At 57.5% G+C, this 18,129-nt stretch carries 14 protein-coding genes, 1 tRNA gene and 1 pseudogene; 7 read left to right on the forward strand and 9 right to left on the reverse strand.

The window, feature by feature from the left end:
* The first annotated feature begins 695 nt into the window (after positions 1 to 695).
* On the forward strand, positions 696 to 953 hold the full coding sequence (locus ACK509_RS14685; protein ID WP_410767305.1) for a hypothetical protein: 258 nt from the start codon (positions 696 to 698) through the stop codon (positions 951 to 953).
* 238 nt (positions 954 to 1,191) lie between these two features.
* Here the strand turns inward: ACK509_RS14685 and ACK509_RS14690 are convergent, their stop codons facing one another.
* Positions 1,192 to 2,400 carry a CBS domain-containing protein gene (locus ACK509_RS14690; RefSeq protein ID WP_410767306.1) on the reverse strand — a complete coding sequence of 403 codons (1,209 nt, stop codon included), beginning with the start codon at positions 2,398 to 2,400 and terminating at the stop codon, positions 1,192 to 1,194.
* 570 nt (positions 2,401 to 2,970) lie between these two features.
* Between ACK509_RS14690 and ACK509_RS14695 the strand changes: the two genes are divergently transcribed.
* Together ACK509_RS14695 and ACK509_RS14700 are read left to right on the forward strand one after the other, a co-directional pair.
* The gene (locus tag ACK509_RS14695; RefSeq protein WP_410767521.1) at positions 2,971 to 3,462 is read left to right on the forward strand and encodes an SLC13 family permease; all 492 of its coding nucleotides are present in this window, start codon (positions 2,971 to 2,973) and stop codon (positions 3,460 to 3,462) included.
* 148 nt (positions 3,463 to 3,610) lie between these two features.
* Positions 3,611 to 3,928 (forward strand): annotated as a pseudogene (locus tag ACK509_RS14700) (IS5/IS1182 family transposase); the annotation flags it as partial.
* 242 nt (positions 3,929 to 4,170) lie between these two features.
* Here ACK509_RS14700 and ACK509_RS14705 read toward each other — a convergent pair.
* Complete coding sequence (locus ACK509_RS14705; protein ID WP_410767307.1) at positions 4,171 to 5,316, reverse strand: hypothetical protein; 1,146 nt, start codon at positions 5,314 to 5,316, stop codon at positions 4,171 to 4,173.
* 306 nt (positions 5,317 to 5,622) lie between these two features.
* Positions 5,623 to 5,710 (reverse strand) — tRNA-OTHER (locus tag ACK509_RS14710).
* A gap of 185 nt (positions 5,711 to 5,895) precedes the next feature.
* Between ACK509_RS14710 and ACK509_RS14715 the strand changes: the two genes are divergently transcribed.
* Positions 5,896 to 7,092 carry an MFS transporter gene (locus ACK509_RS14715; protein ID WP_410767308.1) on the forward strand — a complete coding sequence of 399 codons (1,197 nt, stop codon included), beginning with the start codon at positions 5,896 to 5,898 and terminating at the stop codon, positions 7,090 to 7,092.
* A 24-nt stretch (positions 7,093 to 7,116) separates the two neighbouring features.
* Here ACK509_RS14715 and ACK509_RS14720 read toward each other — a convergent pair whose 3' ends face one another.
* From ACK509_RS14720 to ACK509_RS14740, 5 genes are all read right to left on the reverse strand, one after another.
* Positions 7,117 to 8,148, reverse strand: a complete 1,032-nt coding sequence (locus ACK509_RS14720; RefSeq protein WP_410767309.1) for a sulfite exporter TauE/SafE family protein — start codon at positions 8,146 to 8,148, stop codon at positions 7,117 to 7,119.
* A 242-nt stretch (positions 8,149 to 8,390) separates the two neighbouring features.
* Positions 8,391 to 10,772, reverse strand: a complete 2,382-nt coding sequence (locus ACK509_RS14725) for an amino acid permease (RefSeq protein ID WP_410767310.1) — start codon at positions 10,770 to 10,772, stop codon at positions 8,391 to 8,393.
* Between the two features lie 483 nt (positions 10,773 to 11,255).
* Entirely contained in the window at positions 11,256 to 11,633 is a 378-nt protein-coding gene (locus tag ACK509_RS14730) for a Rieske (2Fe-2S) protein (protein WP_410767311.1), read from the reverse strand.
* Between the two features lie 6 nt (positions 11,634 to 11,639).
* Complete coding sequence (locus tag ACK509_RS14735) at positions 11,640 to 12,773, reverse strand: amidohydrolase family protein (RefSeq protein WP_410767312.1); 1,134 nt, start codon at positions 12,771 to 12,773, stop codon at positions 11,640 to 11,642.
* A gap of 76 nt (positions 12,774 to 12,849) precedes the next feature.
* Positions 12,850 to 13,629 carry an AsnC family transcriptional regulator gene (locus ACK509_RS14740; RefSeq protein WP_410767313.1) on the reverse strand — a complete coding sequence of 260 codons (780 nt, stop codon included), beginning with the start codon at positions 13,627 to 13,629 and terminating at the stop codon, positions 12,850 to 12,852.
* A 294-nt stretch (positions 13,630 to 13,923) separates the two neighbouring features.
* Here ACK509_RS14740 and ACK509_RS14745 point away from each other — a divergent pair, with 294 nt between their 5' ends.
* From ACK509_RS14745 to ACK509_RS14755, 3 genes are read left to right on the forward strand one after another with little or no spacing between them, the layout of a single operon-like run.
* Entirely contained in the window at positions 13,924 to 14,073 is a 150-nt protein-coding gene (locus ACK509_RS14745) for a hypothetical protein (protein ID WP_410767314.1), read from the forward strand.
* A 4-nt stretch (positions 14,074 to 14,077) separates the two neighbouring features.
* On the forward strand, positions 14,078 to 14,554 hold the full coding sequence (locus ACK509_RS14750) for a universal stress protein (protein ID WP_410767315.1): 477 nt from the start codon (positions 14,078 to 14,080) through the stop codon (positions 14,552 to 14,554).
* On the forward strand, positions 14,551 to 16,794 hold the full coding sequence (locus tag ACK509_RS14755) for an amino acid permease (RefSeq protein WP_410767316.1): 2,244 nt from the start codon (positions 14,551 to 14,553) through the stop codon (positions 16,792 to 16,794). The genes ACK509_RS14750 and ACK509_RS14755 overlap by 4 nt, the downstream gene beginning before the upstream one ends.
* A 121-nt stretch (positions 16,795 to 16,915) precedes the next feature.
* On the opposite strand, the gene pdhA is transcribed toward ACK509_RS14755, so the two are convergent.
* Positions 16,916 to 18,031 carry a pyruvate dehydrogenase (acetyl-transferring) E1 component subunit alpha gene (gene pdhA / locus ACK509_RS14760; RefSeq protein ID WP_410767317.1) on the reverse strand — a complete coding sequence of 372 codons (1,116 nt, stop codon included), beginning with the start codon at positions 18,029 to 18,031 and terminating at the stop codon, positions 16,916 to 16,918.
* Positions 18,032 to 18,129: the final 98 nt, after the last annotated feature.

Raw genomic sequence — 18,129 nt, forward strand, 5'->3', positions numbered from 1 at the left:
ACGAAGTGGAGACCGTCCTCATCGCGCTTTTCCATCCGCCACTCCGACTGGGAGCGGGCTTCGTTCCCGCACACTGGACAGCGCTTGGGATGGTCCTGGAGATAAGTGCTCATGAAATCGATGAACGACTTCGTTCCATGGTGGTATGACCGCATTGCCTGTTACGTACGGCGGCCACGCTATTAGCTTACACCTCCTTTTTGTCCGTCTGCTCAGCGAAGAATAGCTGACCGACGTTGTTGAACGCCTTCAGTAGTATTCAGGGTCACATTCAAATACATCGTGGTAATAGAGCGTTCTCGGGTTCTCAATCCGGAACAGAACTTCAATTGTAGAGGCTCTGTTGAAACCCTCTGTTGCTGATAGTTTGTTGAGGCCGTGCTGAATGCAGGCCACGAGTCTCCCACGGCAGGCACAAATATCAAGAGAGACATCTTCCACCGTCGGGATCACTTGCCACTCCACCCGTCTGATTGTGGGACAATACGTGTGGTCGGCCTCCCAAATTTCATGTGTGCATAGCTTCCGGAACTTCCGTGGGATAACGTTCTTTCTTGAAAATAATCGGGAACTCAATCGAACCGGTCGACACCGGAGATTTCGCTGACGAAAAGCACTGCCGAGAATCCCACTCATCGGGAATGTTCGTCAAACCGGTTACGTCACTTATTACCTTGCCGGACGTAGATGTCCATATGGCTCGTAAAATCAAGTTCAGTGACGTTTCGACCTTGCTTGATGAAATTGAGTATCCCATCAGTCGGACGACAGCATCGGAAGAACTCTCCGATGTTAGGTTGATATTGGCCGACGGTGAGACAAATCTAGGCAAGTTGGTTTCCGAGACTTCCCGTGACTCGTTCGAATCGGCTGATGATATCAAGTCCGAACTTCACAACGTGCTTCCACGGGAGGCGGTCGGGGAACCATATCAATCTGAGGGAGACGCGTAACGACTCATATTCCGAGACCATAGGAAGACAGATTTGTCCAAGTCCAGCGACTAACGGCCCTTTTGGACCCATATCGTGACGGTCCAAGGAAGGATATCACATCAGACAGCGGAAATCAACGAGTCACTTACTTACGACCGCTGTGCTGAACCCCTCCCCGGTATTCAGCACGCCACATCTGTCAACATCAGAGGAATCCAACAGAGCAGGTCGACTCACCGTCTGCTCGCTGTGTCCGTTACCCGCCGAGCCACCACCCGTAGAGGTGCTCTTGAGCCTCAGCGTCGGATTGCTTCTTCGATTGGCCGTACGTCTTCCCCTTGAGGAGTTGGCGTTCAACCGCGTTTGCGGCAAGACGGAGTGCGTGCGTCGCGCCGTATCCTTCGCCATCGGCAGTGAAGTAGCCGCGGTCGGTCACCAGTCGAATCCGTGCCAACACGAGTGGTACGCCCCGACTCTGTTCCTTATGCTCCTGTAGTTCGATACTGGCCTTGATGACGCTCATCTCGCCGTACTTCGAGGCTACACTCTCGATCAACGCGGAGACGTCGTCGTAGTCCATTCCCTCTAGCAAGTCGAGTCCGAACACCTGGACGGCGTTCCGGTCGTCGCGCTCCCAGGTGAGCGCCTCGATGACGTCCGTTTTTGTGATGATACCGATCGGCTCGTCGGTGTCGTCGGCCGTGACGACGAGCGAGGAAATCTCCCGCTCGAACATCGTCTCGACGACTTCGTCAAGTGGGACGCTTCGCCGGACCGTGACCACTGTATCGGACATCAGATTCCGCACTGGCAGGTCGAGCATCCGGTCGGCATCGCCTTCGCGCGCCCCGAACCCACCACGATTTTGTCCGCCACCGCCGCGGCCACTGAACCCACTCGGCGAACCCCCCTGGCTCTTGCTGCCGCCTCGCGTCGTGAACTCGATGACGTCGTACAGGCTCAGCAGACCCACGATGTCGTCCCCGTCGACGACCGGGAGATGGGCGATTCCGGCTTCCCGAAGCATATTGAGTGCTTTCCCGATCGTGGTGTCAGGGGTCGCACTGATCAACTCCGTTGTGTAGGCATCGTCGACAGTCACCGCGTCGAGGAACGGCCGGACAGCTTCGAGGACGGCATCGCCGGTCACCACACCGATAACACGATCGCCATCTAGTATGGGGAGCGTCTTGGCGTCGCTACCGATCATGAGCCGTGCAACCTCGCGGACATCTTCGGTGCGGTCGACCGTCGGGACGTGCTGTACCTGTGAGCCGACCTTTGCCGAGGGCTGGTTGGACGAAGAAGCTAGCTGTCGGCGGCTGACGACTCCGCGATACTCGTCACCGTCTGTTACGATGACCGAATCGAGTTCCTGATTCTCGAACGCTCCGGCGACCTTCGAGAGCGGTGTGCCGATATCGAACTCCGTGAATTTTGGTGAGAGTATCTCAGAGATATCCATTGTGACTCTCTAGTCAGAGGGTCGCTGGACGGTTATGCTTGTTCCACTCCCCATTCATTCTGTACGAGTCTGTCTAAGTGACCATCTCCTGATTTTGAACTACCTGAATTTGCATAAGTTGGTCTTTTCAGGTTACAACGAGACACCCGCGACAGACCATTCATCCTGTCGAAACCGACCGCTCCGGTAGAAGACTTTGTTGTCGTATTTCAGCTGTAAAGACCAATGAATCATTCATGTCACTACCGGCCGCTACGGCGAGCAGTCACAAAGCAGTTCTCACGGCACGCACCTTGCCGGTGGCCGACGGACGCCACCTGCGTTCGGCGACGGAGCGGTGAGAGTTGTACTACTATGTAGACTCCACCGGAACCCATACATAGTTGATTCTGTGACCGGACTGCACACCCTTGCACTGGCGACGCCAACACTCCTCCAGTAGACCCCGGTAGCGTTGCCAGTCTCGATTGACGTAGTCGTCGTGCTCGCCGTCGTCACCGTCACGCTCGTCCTGTTCGTCCTCCAGCCAGTCTCGATCGATACGACTGCCATCGCGCTGATGGTGCGCTCATCCTCCTCGGTCCGTGGACGGGCGTCTCCCCAGAGGAGGGCGTCTCGGGTTTCTCGAACCCCGCGACGCTCACTGTGCTGGCGATGTTCATCCTCAGCGAGGGGGTGCGACAGACCGGCGTCATCCAGATTCTCACACAGAAGATAGAGTCGTTCGCGGGCGGCAGCGAATTCCGACAGCTCCTCGCGACGTTCTACCTCGGCACCGCGATCATCACGGAGGTGGTGAGCAACAACGCGAGCGTCGTGTTGATGCTTCCAATCGCTGTCGACGTCGCGGGTCAACTCGGCGTCAACGCCTTCGCGTTCGCCCTCGCGGTGACGTTCGCCGCCAGCACGCCGTTACTCAGTCCGGTCGGCTACCAGACGGACCTCATGGTCTATGGACCTGGCGGCTACAAGTTCACCGACTTCGCGCGCGTCGGTGCGCCGCTCCAGCTCATCCTGACTGTCGTCACGACGGCCGGCATCGTGTTCTTCTGGGGAGTGTGACGCGACAAAACCACGACTGCGGCGTGTGCAAGGCGGCGAAACAGCAGCCGCCCCCTACGAGAGCTCACACTTACAACGGCAACAACGGGGAGAAGTGGCTCTGTTGAAATCCTCAGAGAGTTACAGGTTCGGCTGTTAGTGTAGCGGAATGCAGGCCCTCCCAAAGTCCCGGTTACTCCAGTTCGTTGAGCAAGCAATTCAGTTGGCTCGTCGAGCCGTTGCACGATACTCTTCGAAGTTCTCGAAACGGCGGTACATGCTCTGTCAGCACATCGTCTTGCTCTGTCTCAAAGTACGGAAGAATACGACGTACCGGATGCTTCTTGACGAACTCATCGAAATGCCTCGTATTCGAAGAGTAATCGGTCTTGAGGAGCTCCCGTACCTCTCAACGCTGTGTAAAGCGTTCGACCGACTCGATATGGCCGTGTGGCGTGTCCTTCTCAACTTCTCGGTCACACACTTGTATAATGACTCACACTGGCCAACAGACAAGGATTCAGTAAGGGTAGCGCACGGACATTAACGAACAGTTGTGGATGGGAAAGGTCGTTATCTGAATTATAGCGACAGCGATCGAGTTGGCGACATTCCGGGAATCACAGGAGACATAAAACACCATCATATCTTAGAATAACCGCTGCTATTCTGGAAAGTACTGCTGAGATATCGTAGCCTAAAGCCCCCACACAGCCCCGAGTGAATCAGCTAGCTTCGAGGTTCGTACTGCTCTAACGACTCATCCAATCTTCGAGACTCAGCTCTCAGCGTCTCGAGTTTGTTGTCGACTGCACCGCTTTTGAGGCGCGTTCGCTGTTCGTCAGTGAGTCTCTCTCGGGCGACAGCAGTCTCTCTGAGATGGTTAAACTCGTCTTCGTTTGTCGAAGCAAGTCTGTAAACTGTACGCGCCTGTTCCACTACGGATTCATCTGTGAACCGGCCAGTAACAGAAACCAACTCTCTCGCTCGCCACTTAAGTTCCCGAGCGGGGTCAGGTGGCCACGAGATTTTGAGCGATGAAGCCTCATCAGATAACTGTGAGAGAAAAGCTCGATTGGGTCCCACAGCTGCTGAGAACGCCTGTGGGTCGTCAACGTAATGTTCGAGTTTCGACCGAGAGAAACTGGCTAATTCAACGAGTCGTGAGACCGGCTCGGACCCAACGTCGGCGGTTTCGAGGTACGACTCCAAGCGCTGCGGTGGCGTTGGTAACTCGACGAGAGGATACGACTCTGCAGTCGCCAACAGGCTGAGTACTTCACGAGCAGGAGTTTCCTGTAGATACTGGCCATACGCCGTTGTTATTGCCTCATTGTAGGCCTCGATGGGTTGAGATAGTTTATCCGTAGGTGCATCGAGGTCTGCTTCTCCTAGTGCAACGATTTCTTCGAGTTCGTCGATTCGAGCATCGACTTCGTCCTTTTGTTGCTTGACTGCGTGTCGTGCTGACTGGTACTCACGTTGTGCGGCGTGCCACGACTCCAGCAGTCTAACATCTTCACGGACTGGCTCGAGCGCCTTCCGGGCCTGTTCGAAGTCACCCGTCGAGAGTGAGGATGTGAGACCAGTGGTGAGAATTTTGTTGGCTTCGATGAACGCCTCGTTGTGGCGGATGTCTGCTGGAATTTCGTCGAGCGTATCTGAGAACGCCTCTCTGAACTCGATGTATCCTTTGAGGTCATCTCTGTCCGTCGCACGTGATTCATACTGGTTAAGAATCTGCTCGACGTTTTGCAGTGCTTCAGCGACCGTGTGAAGCTCTTCTTCACCGAGGTCTTCGACTTCAGTGCGTGTCTCATCGAGTCTTCGTGCCGCAGCCTGTAACGATTCTATGACGCCAGAAGCCCCAGTCATGACAATCCCAACAATTGGGTGGGTGAACCAGACGAGACGAGAGTCATTAGAATACAGTGGACACTTGAAACACAAAAATGCAACTTGTTATTCACTTAGTACTGTGAGCCAGCCTAGTTGCACTTCTCAGGATATCCAGCCGAGCATCCCGGATGTCGTCAGAGAGTACGAGCAACAGCACACGCGGTGCCACCGACCACCGCGTTTGTGGGCGGAGCTCTCTCTCGAATCACACCACAGAAAGTCAGTTGCGTCGAAGCAGGTCATTGCCCTGCGCCCGGTCGGGTACCGTGAGAAAAGAAGAAACGAAAGGGGATGGATTCGAACCACCGGGGCCATTTTTCAGGCCACCTATCACAAGGATAGATGCTCTACCAAGCTGAGCGACCCTTTCACGTGGGTTCAACCACTGATATCATCATTGGCTGGCAACGTATTGAGTATCCGGATGCTACCAGCGGTATAGGGGGAGGCTTACGGTGTTATTCAAATATTAGAGGAGCCGAACGCAGTCAACGACGACCGGGACCGCTGCCGATTCGAGAACCTCTTTCAGCCAAGCGTTAGTGAACACACGTAATGGAACACGCCCACGACACGACCAACACCTCCACAACCGATACACGACGCTGGTGGACGCTCGTGATTTTCGCCTACGTCGCACTCGAGGGTGCCAGCCTCCAGATGCGTGGGTCTGTCGTGCCTGTCCTCCGAGAGTCGTTCGGTACACCTGATTGGCTGCTCGGTCTCGTCGCACCCGCTGGGACCGTTGGATTTCTGGTCTTTGTGGCACTCACTGGAATCATCGCCAGCCGGGTCAACACACGCCGCCTCATTCTGCTTGGCATCGCCGGAACTGGCGCGAGCGTGTTCATCGTCGGATTTACTCCCTCGTTTGCCTTCTTTCTCGCTGCGTTGTTCGCACGAGGGTCGTTCGGAGGTGTGGGTCGAGGAATCGACCGACCGCTGCTGAGCCATCTCCATTCCGGTGACCGCGGAAAGTGGTTCAGTTACTACGACGCGATGTGGGCTGTGGGTGCGACGATTGGCCCGCTCGTCGTGACCGCCGCACTCTGGCTTGGCGACTGGCGTTTCGCCTACTACATGCTCGGCGTCGCGTTTCTTCCGGTCGTACTCCTCGTGTGGTGGCTTCCAACGCCGAGTATCGACGGGAAGGGTGACGATACACTCACATTCGACGAAATCAAACGCGTGGGTCAGCGGCCAGAAGTCCTCGTGATGATTGCAGGGATTCTCATGACGACAGGCGTAGAGGGAGCGCTATTTACGTGGCTGACGACGTTTGCTGAGGGGCGTATCCCTACTTCGTTCGTAACGGCCTCGCTGAGCGTCCTGTTGGTCGCGTACATCCCAGGACGCTTCGTGGCCGGGGTATTATCCGACCGAATAGGCCCCGTGGAACTCATCTCTGGACTCGCAATCCTCTGTCTGGTATCGACCGTCTATACGTTCTTCGTGGCATCTGGAGTTGGCATGCTCGTCGGCTTGTTCGGGATTGGGTTTTCGCTCTCGGGGCAGTTTCCCACGCTGTTGGCGTACTCGATTGAGGCCGCACCAGAACACAGCGCACCCATCAACAGCCTCAGTTTAGTGGTGTCAACGCTCGGGATAGCGGGCGTTCCGGCCCTGTTGGGGTTCGTAATCTCAGATGCTGGTATCGAACTGGCCATGCAACTGCTCGTGATACCGCTAGTTGCACTGGTCGGAGTCTCGGTGATTGCATGGGTCCGGATTGGGGCACCAACCGAAAGGTAGTGGCTCTATGTCGTTTGACAGTCCTCAGAGGTCGAGGCCGAGAGTAATCGCAGCCAGTCCGATGACGAACGCATAAAGTGGGACCACGTAGCGCCACACCGCGTTCGGAAGCACTCGAACGAGATACGGTGCCGCGATGGAGGCGATAAATCCCCCAGTGAAGATGGACGGGAGGAGTAACAAATCCATGTGGACACCGCTCATCGCGAGGCCGACGAACGTAAGTACACCGACGAGCGAGACGAGACTTTCAGCAAGCCCAGCGATAGCGATAGCACTTTTCTCGTAGACTCCCGAGAGGATTTGGCCGAGCGTAACCACCGGTCCGTACCCCCCACCGCCAATCCCTTTGTTCATCCCGGCGAGCGCCGCGAACACGACCAGGCGACGTGGTCGGTACTCGATGGTCGTGACCAATCGCGCACGGACGAGTCCCATCACACCCATCACCAGTACCAACACGGCGACGTACAGCTCGATGTACGACTCAGGCAGGGCGAATGTGAAATACGCCAAGACTATTGAGACGAGCGTAGCCGCTGCGCCAACGCCACCAAGTAACAGCATGAGTCGCGTCTCATCGTTGAGTGGGCGAACCGAAAATCGAACATTCCGAAGCTCGTGATGGACGCCGCCCGAGACGATTCCAGTTACCGTTTCGGAGATGAGCAACACGGGCGTGACTTGGAGTGGGTCGTAACCGAGGATGAATAAGAATGGGGCGAGCGCCGTCCCGAAGCCCATCCCCGCCGCCGAATCCAATAGCTCGAAGACGAACGCGACGAGAACCAGCATCCCGAGTACGACGAACGAGGTCTCTTGACCGATAGGGGGGAGCCACCACGTCATCAGCCCCATCCCGATGACGTAGACGAGAGCGAGAAGACTCAGTCGACGTAGCGACTGGCTTGGTAAACGAAGCCGCTCGGTGGTCGTGAGTTGGCGGTCTAACTGTCGGGCCTCCTGCCCAATCGTTTCAGGGTCGACGACTGGTCCTGTGACTATTGCGTCGTACCCTCCTGTGTACTCTTCTCGTGTTGGTCGGTCGTGGCCCATACTCTCCAGACGCGGTCGTGAGAACTCGCGCTGGGTACGTGAGTACGTAACCGAGGGATTTGAGTATCGTTCCGAGAGACACTGATTGTCAGGTTTTTATCACTTTTCCATCAGTGTCGTCCGGGTGGTTCGGATGTGTTCTCGGTGTCAGCATCCGTTCTAACTGCGTACGGAGGCACTCCTCACGAAAACGCGCCCAGTTCGACAGGAATCGACACGGGGTTGTTCGGCCATGCAGAGGACTACCGCAAAATCCTCCGTTCACCAAACCACTTCGTGACCCACTTCCGAAGGATGGACCGCACTGGCTCATATCGCCGAACGAGTAAGACCTCCCCATCGAATCGCTCCCCAACGATTTCGGGGGTGTCTCCAAACAGCCGGCGGGTGAGCCATCCCTCACGGGTTGCTCCCATGACGATGGTGTCGATGTCGTTGGCCTCCGCATATTTCTGAATCGCTGACGCGACGTTCGGCTCGTCGATGACTGCGGTCTCGATGGAGACTCCGCGTTCGCTCAATCCACTGCGGCGTGACGCAAGATAGGACACTGCTTCTTCCGTTTCGGACGCAATCGTCAGTAATGTGAGCGTACCGTCGCGCTGCTCGACGAAGGCAGACGCGACCCCTTCTGCACGCTCGGCGTGTAGTCCCCCGTCCGTTGGAAGAAGGACCGAGCGGGGACGGTCGGTCCCAGAGAGCTTCGCAACGACGACGTCGCACGGTGCCTCCTCGACAACCACGTCGATAGTCGAGCCGAGGACGAACTCACGACGGCGACGCTGGCCGCGCCATCCCAGTAACACGAGGTCGCTGTCGTAGCGATAAGCCATACTGACGATACTTCGTCCGGGCGTCCGGCCCACTGTGACCGACCGGTGGGCAGGAACGTCCTTCGGGACGTACTGCATCGCGTCGCGGAGTAACCCTCGTTCGTTCTGGACGTATCGTTCACCCTCTTCGAGAGGCGTCTGGACCGGAACCGTCGCAACGCTCATTAGTCGAAGCTCGCCGTCGTACTCCCGAGCGAGGGTCGACGCGAGGTGAACGAGGCGTGGCGCAGTCTCTGGGTTCGCGATTGGAACGAGAATGCGATAGGGGCGTTCGGTCGGACTCCACTCCTCCGAAAGGACACGAATCTCGCTGGCGAGTTCCGTCCGGAGGATGCGCTCTCTGGAGTAGACGAAGAACACGCCGACACCCGCCAAAATCCACCCCACCGCCAATACCCATGCCAGCGGGCTGTAATTGAAGAAGTAGACCGCAAGGAACAGTTTCGTCAAAATACCGACGATGGGGACGTACGGGAAGTACGGCGAGAGATACCCATAGTCGAGTTCATCGCCGTACTCACGGCGGATGCGTATCATCGAGTAGTTGACCTGCAAGAACAACAGGAGGAACATCAGGTCCGTCGCCGCGGCGACCTGTGCCAGCGGCAAGGCAACAGCCATCACGGCGATGAGTACCCCGCTAAACAAAATCGAAACGTAGGGCGTCTGGTGTTCATCGTGAATTCGCTCGAACGCGTCCGGAAATACCTTGTCGTGGCCCATCGCGTAGCCGACTCGCGAACTGGAGAACGTCGTCGCGTTGAGCGCCGCCAGCGAGGAGAGAATACCAGTGATGAGGATGATGAGCGTCCCGAACGGGAGGAACTGACCAGCGGCCTGTGCGAGGCCGAACTCGCCGAGGTTCCCGAGTACCTGCCAGACCGCGGGGTCGGGTGGGAGCTCTCCGACCGTACTCCCACCGATGCTTTCGGTGGTACGAGCAGTTTCGAGAAGTGCTGGTGTCAGGTCAACGGCACCGATGAGGACGACGCCGACGAGGATGTAGATGGTGACGACGACGAGCATCGAGTAAAAAACCGCCTTTGGGATGTTCTCGCGCGGGTTAACCACCTCTCGACCTGACTGAACGATGATTTCGTACCCCTCGAATGCGATGAAGGTCAACCCCATGGCGAGAAACACGCCGCCCGCTCCATTCGGAAAGAACGGCTCGAAGTTGGTCGAGACGGTCTGGGGCTGGCCGACCATCGAAGCAAGCCCAGCGATGATGAACACACCGATGATGAGCAACTGGAGCGTGGTAACGAGGTTCTCCGCTCGACTCGTCTCCTTTGCTCCGCGGAAGTTGACATAGGTGAACACGGCGGCCGCAAGCACCGCAAATGTCTGTTGGAGCGTCGCGGGCGTGACCCCGAACGCCAACCCGAAGTACTCGGTGAGGATGAGCGTCACGAACGAACCGAAACTGAGGATGTAGAGCGACCCAGCGACTGCGTGGGCGAACCAACTCATCCATCCCGACAAGAACGCTTGCGAGCGACCAAGTGCGGTTCGAACCCAGAGGTAGCCACCACCGGGTTCGGGAATCGCACTGCCGAGTTCGGCATAGACCATCCCCGTGAAGATGGTGATGAACCCGTTGAGTGCGAACGCCAAGATGAGTGCTGGTCCGGATTCGCCAGCTGCGAGCCCGCTGAGTACGAAGATACTGCCACCAATCATCGCCCCAACGCCGATGAGCGTCACGTCGACGAGTGTTAGCTCGCGAGCGAAGTCAGTGCCCTCTGACTCCTCGACTGCGAACAGTTCATCAGACGGGCTTGTAGTCATGGTCGACGCTCTGTGCGGTCGCTCACTGGCCGCTGGTGACGCTCGATGTTCGCTCGTCCTCGAAGTACGGTTACAAGCAGGCCGAGCCACGCGAGCAACGTCAGCAAAATACCGACGATTACATCAGCGCCGACCATCCGTCCTCCCGCTGAGCGGCCAGTTCTCTCTCCGGTTCATACTCTTGCCTCGACATTTCACCGCGAAACAACTTATTTCGTTTACACGATTGGGCGGACTCTCCGGGCAGACGGAGCCCTCACCCACTCAGGTATTTTAAGAGGTCAGTCCGTCCTCAGCGACGTTTACTCGACGCCCTGTCGAGTCCTGCGAAGTCGAAGAGAGCGAAGCGTTCGAACCCCTCGCTGACTTTCGCTTCGTCGGTCGGTCAAAAGAACCAACCCCACCATACCAAGACAGACGCGAGTAAGTAGTCGAGAGAAGTTTACTGCGGCACGTAATTGGGGACCGTCGAGCGTCTCACGTTCAGATTCGTACGAACACGTCACCATCTGCCACTTCTACGTCGAACGTCCCGATGCACTTCCCCGATACTTCGTGTTCACCAGACTCGATGTCTAATTCCCAGAGGTGCCACGGGCAACTCACGGTGAGGTCGTCTTCGTTGACGCCGCCGCGTGACTCGGTCCACGTGTGTTCTGCGTTTATCTTTCTCTCGCCCGCCTTGTACAGCGGCGCACCTTGGTGTGGGCAGCGGTTCGACAGGGCGTGGAACTCGCCTTTCACGTTGAACACGGCAACCTCGATACCGTTTACGTCAACTGCGATACCTCGCCCACGAGGAATGTCTTCGACCGATGCAACCTGCGTGTAGTCGTCGCTGACGTGTGGTTCTGCACTCATTGGATATCAGAGATTGAGTATCTCTTCGGCGTTCTCGTGGAGGATAGACCGACGCAACTCGTCGTCGAACGCTCGTGACGTGTAGAACCACGTCGGTGGGTCGAGCGTCTGATGCGGCCAGTCACTCGAATAGGTGAACATATCGCTCGCCATACTCAAATCGAGCAGGTCTCTCGCCTGTCCAGCCCCGCGTGGGAGCGCGAGTGGTTGCGTCGTCAAGTAGATATTGTCACGAAGGTACTCGCTGGGGCGGCGGTCGAGATACTCGTCACCAGTCGCGTGTTTTCGCGGGGTGATTTTCACGTCGTCAGGGTGCATCTCGTAGAATTCGTCCATCCGGTACCGAGCGAACGGCACCCACCAGTGTCCTCCCTCTTGGAATACGACGTTCAGGTCCGGGTAGCGGTCGAACACACCGCGCATGATCATGTTGACGACGTTCGTCATCGCGTGGAGCGGCCAATCGAACCCGAGTATCTCGGTCCACGTCAACATCTCGTCGCCGATGTAGGTGTGTTGCGGCCAGTACGCGAGCGACCCGTGTAGAAGAAGCGGTAAGTCGTTCTCGACGAGCGCCTCGAAGATGGGGTCGAACTGTTCGCTTCCCCACGGCGTCTTCGGGTCGAACCACGAGTACGCCGCCACGATATTGTCTTCTGTCGCAACCCGCTGTATCTCCTCGACTGCGTACTCCGGGTCCCACTTCGGAACGAGCATCGAAGTGTAGACTCCCTCGTCGGCGAAGTTGTCCAGCATGTAGTCGTTCGCGGCCTGCACGACACCGTTCTTCAGAAGCGGATGGTGTTGGAGTGGGAGCGTGTTTATGCCTGCGTTGACCACAGGGTCGTCGATAGCGAACTTCGCGCAGGCTTCACGGACGTCCTCGGCGTATTCGGCACGGCCCTGCGTGAACAACCCTTCGTTGCCCTCTTTAATCGCGTAGGCCGCATCCCACTTCCCGACGACGGGCATTGGACCGAACTCGGTCGTCAACTTGTCTCGAATGACGTCGTCTTCGACGTACGACAAGAGTTCGTCTTCCATCGGATTGACGTGAAAATCGAGGTCGATAATCCGGTCTTCGAAGGCTTGCTCGGGAACCTCTACGTTTGTATCTATTCGATTGGTCGGCGAGTCCATGTGAATGAGTGTGTGAGCCTATTTTGCGTGGGATACTTTGAAGCTTGTTACTACTCCCCACGTCAACAACTCACGGTCACTGCTCACTGGACGCATCGGGCGGATGACGGAACGCTGTAAGGGCGTCCACGTCTGCACCTTCTCTCGAGAGGATGGTCACGATATCGTCTGGTTTCACGATGGTATCGCCGTGCGGTGTGAAGACGCGGCCACCACGCTCGATGGCGATGAGGAGGGTATCTTTGTCGAGGATGTTCTCTCGGACAGCGGCTTCGACACTGTGTCCGGTAATGGGTGAACCAGATTCGACGGTGACTTCGACGACGCTCGCGTCTCCAGTGAGACTGATGAAGTCGTTTGGTTCGGGTGTCGGGCTTCCGTCGTCCGGGTCGAAGGGGCCGTACGGGGCGAACAGTTCCTCTTCGAGGAGGTCCTCGTCTTCGATGTGGATTCCGATGTCGGTGAGTTGGCGTGCGATTCGTCGGAGGTCACTCGTCGTCTCACCGACTGCGAGAACGTGGAGATTACGGCGTCCCGTCATCAGCGTCCGGACGTTGATGACGCCGGGAATCGCTCGCGCGCCATGGGCGAGGGCCTCACGTTCGGTAATGGGTACGTCACAGAGGTAGAGGTTAGAGAGCTTCCTCCCCGCTCGCTCGAAATCGACCTGCGTCGTGTAGCCGCGGATGATTCCAGCGTCTTCGAGTCTGTGGATTCGGTTTCGAATCGTCGCACCCGAGACACCTGCTCGTTCTGCGAGCGTGCTACTACTGGTGTTACGGGCGTCGTCCATGAGTGCGTGGAGGATTCGCCGGTCTATTTCGTCGAGCCGATGGTCGGTATTTCGCTGTGTCATCGTCGAAGTTGAGTCCCCAATTTCGCGTTCTAAAATAGGCTACCCAACACAGTAGCATAACACTTGTTCAGACGACATTCAGTTTGCGAATCGTAACTGCTCGGTGTGGGATGCCTCTCTGGTGTACACTGGAGGACTGTTCTATGCATTTTCACTCGTTGTGTGGCAGTCGGAGAATCATCAAACAGACAACCTCAATACAATTATTTTGATTCAAAAATTCATACCCCACTATTTTTCGCTTTCGAAAATTGAAAGCGAGAATTTATATTTCCCCGAAGGTACTGAGCAGGTATGGATAGAGAGACTGACACCTCGGTTCACGAAGACTGTGAGGTAGGATTCGAGAGCCATCGCCCACAACACACACGCCAGCACACGAGAGAAGTCGCTCACCGCCCACTCTGGTATCGACACCTCTCCCAATTCAGCGGGGGTGGCTGAGGTAATGCATCTCCTCGACCACGTCGTCGTTCCCATCGCTGACCGAAAAGACGCTGTTGCGACTGCAGAGGCGTTGAATCCACACCTCCACAGTATCAGCCGGGTGACCGCGGTTCACGTCATCGAAAAGCGCAGCGGCATCCCTGACAAAGCCCCAGTCGAAAAACGGCAAAGAGATGCCGCTCATTTCCTCTCGGTGTTCGATACACATCTCGACAAAGATGTCGATATCGACGTCCAGACGAGTTTCGGCAACGATGTCGCTGACCAGATTATCGAGACAGCAGTCGATGCGGAGGCCACCGCTATCGCCTTCCACCCGCGTGGAGGAAGCAGGCTCGTTCGGCTGTTAACCGGTAGCACTGCGGCCCGTCTCGTCGGCAATGGAGTGGTCCCAGTCGTTTCTCTTTCGAGACGGCCCCAGCGCGAGGGACTGCGAAAACAACCACCGGAATCGACAGACGGAGAGGTACGTGGATGACCGACGAAGAACTCGCAAAAGACCTCGGCTTGCTCTCGGCGCTGACTATCGGTATCGGAACCATGGTCGGCGCGGGCATCTTCGTCTTACCGGGTGTCGCTGCCCAAACTGCCGGGCCAGTCGTCGTCATCTCGTTCGTCGTCGGTGGACTCGTCGCACTGGTGAACGCACTCTCGGTCTCCGAACTCGGGACGGCGATGCCAAAAGCCGGTGGTGGCTACTACTACGTCAACCGCGCACTCGGTCCACTGTTCGGCTCGATTGCTGGTCTCGGAGATTGGGTTGGGCTGGCGTTCGCTTCAGCGTTCTACAGCATCGGCTTCGGGCAGTACCTCGCGACGCTCGTCTCGATGCCGGACGTACTGTTGCTCTCCGACGTCCAAGTCGGGGCACTCATCGCCGGTGCCGTGTTCGTCGGCGTCAACTACATCGGTGCAAAGGAGACTGGAAACGTCCAAACAGTCATCGTGACGATTCTCTTGGGGATTCTCACGCTCTTCGCGATACAGGGCTGGTTGTCGTTCGACCTCGGAACCCTCCTGAGCGACGGTGGCTTCGCACCGTTCGGATACGGGGCGATTCTCCCCGGAACCGCACTCGTCTTCGTCTCGTTCCTCGGCTACGCGAAAATCGCAACCGTCGCCGAGGAACTCAAGAATCCCGGACGGAACCTTCCGTTGGCAATCATCGGGAGCGTCGTCATCGTAACCGTCCTCTACTCGATTCTCGTGAGCATCATGCTCGGGGTCGTCCCGTGGCCAGAACTGAGTCAGAGCGCGCCGTTGACACAGGCGACAGCACTCGCGTTCCCCGGTGGACTCGCCGTCTTCGCCGTCACAATCGTGACACTCGGAGCGTTGCTGGCGACGGCGTCGAGCGCGAACGCGTCGATTCTCGCGTCCGCCCGAATCAACTTCGCGATGGGCCGAGACCGAATCGTCACGAACTGGCTCAACGAGATTCACCCGAAGTACGCGACGCCCTACCGGTCGATTCTGGTCACGGGAGCCATCATCATCGTCTTCATCGCGGCGCTCGGCCAAGACATCGAAGTCCTCGCGAAGGCAGCGAGCGTCCTACACCTCGTCGTCTACGCGTTGATGAACGCCGCGCTCATCGTGTTCAGAGAGACGGACCCAGAGTACGACCCTGCATTCACGGTCCCGCTCTATCCGATTACGCCAATCGTCGGCATCGTCCTCTCGCTCGGCTTGTTGGCATTCGTCGGTACACAGGAACTCCTCCTCTCGGGAGTCTTCGTCGTCGTTGCGGTCGTCTGGTACTTCGCATACGCACGCAAGAGTGCGCCGCGACAGGGTGTCCTGAGTCGGCACATCCTCACCAACGGTGAGAGGCTACCACCGTCGGTCGTCAGTGCCGCTGCGAGCATCGCCCCCGACGGTGCAGGTCACGATGAGGACGCCCCAACGACGATGGTCGCAGTCTCGAATCCGCTCACTGAACAGGCGTTAGTGTCTCTTGCCGCCACGCTCGCAGCGAGAGACGACCGCAAACTCCTCGCGGCTCACGTCATCCAAGTGCCGGACCAGACGTCGCTCCAAGCCGCCGCAGAACAACGCGACCGCATCTCCACGACGTCGAGACAACTTCTCGCCGAAGCACGCGAAGACGCCGAACGACTCGGTGTGTCCGTGGAGACGAGAACAGTCCTCTCTCACAGAGGGCTCACGGAGGTGTTCGACATAGCACGTGAACACGGCGTCGAGACGCTCATCATGGGATACGGTGGGGCGCAACTCGCTGGTGGACGTGTCGAAGGTGCGCTCGACGAACTCACTCACGACCTTCCGTGCGACGTCCTCGTCTTCGATGGCCAACGATTAGATTCGAGCGAGATTCTCCTGCCGACTGCCGGTGGGTACTCGTCGGACCTCTCCGCGACGGTCGCACGTACTCTACAGGACGCTGTTAGCGCACGTATCTCGGTGTTGCACGTCGCCGACGACGCCGATGAGGGACGGGCCTTTATCGAGAATTGGGCCGCAGAACACGGGTTAGACGAGGCTGAACTGTTGGTCGAAACGGGCGATATCGAGACCGCTATCGAACAGGCCGCCGCGAGTCGGTCACTCGTCATCGTTGGGGCGACAGAGCGGGGGTTACTGTCGAGACTCGCCGGAGGGTCGCTCGAACTGTCCGTTCTCGACGACCTCGAAGCGTCCGTCTTACTCGCCGAGCGGCCTCACAGACGGTCACTCTGGGAGCGCCTCGTCGGGTAACGCTAACCGAACCACATTCTCCAATCCATCCTCGGTGGTCGTTTCGTCGGTCTCGAACGCCGGGAGTCGAATATTCGCATCTGAGCGGTGTGGTTCCACTCGAACCACGTTTTCAGCGGTCTCACTCTCTGTGAAACGACTCGTCACCATGGACATCGCGGGCCTGCTGGAACGCATCGTGCTGTTTGCGAACGTTCCGTGTCTGGTTTGCGTACACGTACTCGAACATCGAATTGGGGTCCGCCCCGTACGACTCCATTTGCTCGACCGCCTCCGCGAGTACTGCGTCTACTTCTTCGTCGATTGTGCTACACCGTTCATCATCGAGGCGGCCAGTCTCGTACAGGAACGACTCGAATCGCTCGAGAGGGTCTTTCTCGCGCCACTCGTCTACCTCTGCGTCGTCCCGGTAGACAGAAGGGTCGTCTGCCGTCGTGTGTGCTCCGTATCGGTACTGGACCGCTTCGATAAGTGTCGGTCTGGGGGCGTCATTCGATGGTTTGAGTGCCTTCTCCCGTGCCGCGTTGGTTACAACGTACGTCGCGAGCGGGTCCATCCCGTCAACGCGAACTCCATCGAATCCGTACGCGTCTGCCTTCTGCGCGAACGTCCGACTCGCTGTTTGCCGCTCTCGCGGCGTCGAGATTGCCCACTGGTTGTTGTTACAGACGAACACCACCGGAACGTCGAAGACGCCTGCAAAGTTCATCGCCTCGTGGAAGTCGCCTTCACTCGTCGCACCGTCACCGAAGTGGGCCACTGCGATACGCGACTCGTCTCTGTAGTCCATCGCCATGGCCACCCCCACGACGTGCGGGAGGTGGTCGGCGATACTGATGTTGAGCGGGAAGACGTTTCGGTCAGCGAGTGCGATATGACCGTCTTCGTGGCCCGCCCAGTAGAGGAGGTACTCCCACGGGAATCCACGGGCGACGACGGCACCGTGTTCGCGGTACTGATACGAGACGATATCCTTCTCGGAGAGTGCGTACATCGACCCGATTTGGGAGCCTTCCTGTCCTGCGAGAGAAGCGTAGGTCCCGATTCGACCCTGTCGCTGGAGGCTAATCATCCGCTCGTCGAATCGACGGCAAAAACGCATGTCACGAAACATCGAGACGAGCGTCTCGTCGCTCAAGTCTGGCAGGAGGTCAGGGGCGACGACGTTCCCATCCGAATCCAAAATTTGTACCCTCTCGTCTGCTTCGAGCGACAGCAGGTCATCAGTCGATGCCATTGATAAAGTGTCGTTTGTTGACAACCGATATGAAACCCGCCCAACGAGCAGGATTTCAACTTCACTACACGAAAGCTCAAGTGGAAGATTATTCGTCG

The sequence above is a fragment of the Haloferax sp. DFSO60 genome, from assembly GCF_046557615.1.
Classification (GTDB): Archaea; Halobacteriota; Halobacteria; order Halobacteriales; family Haloferacaceae; genus Haloferax.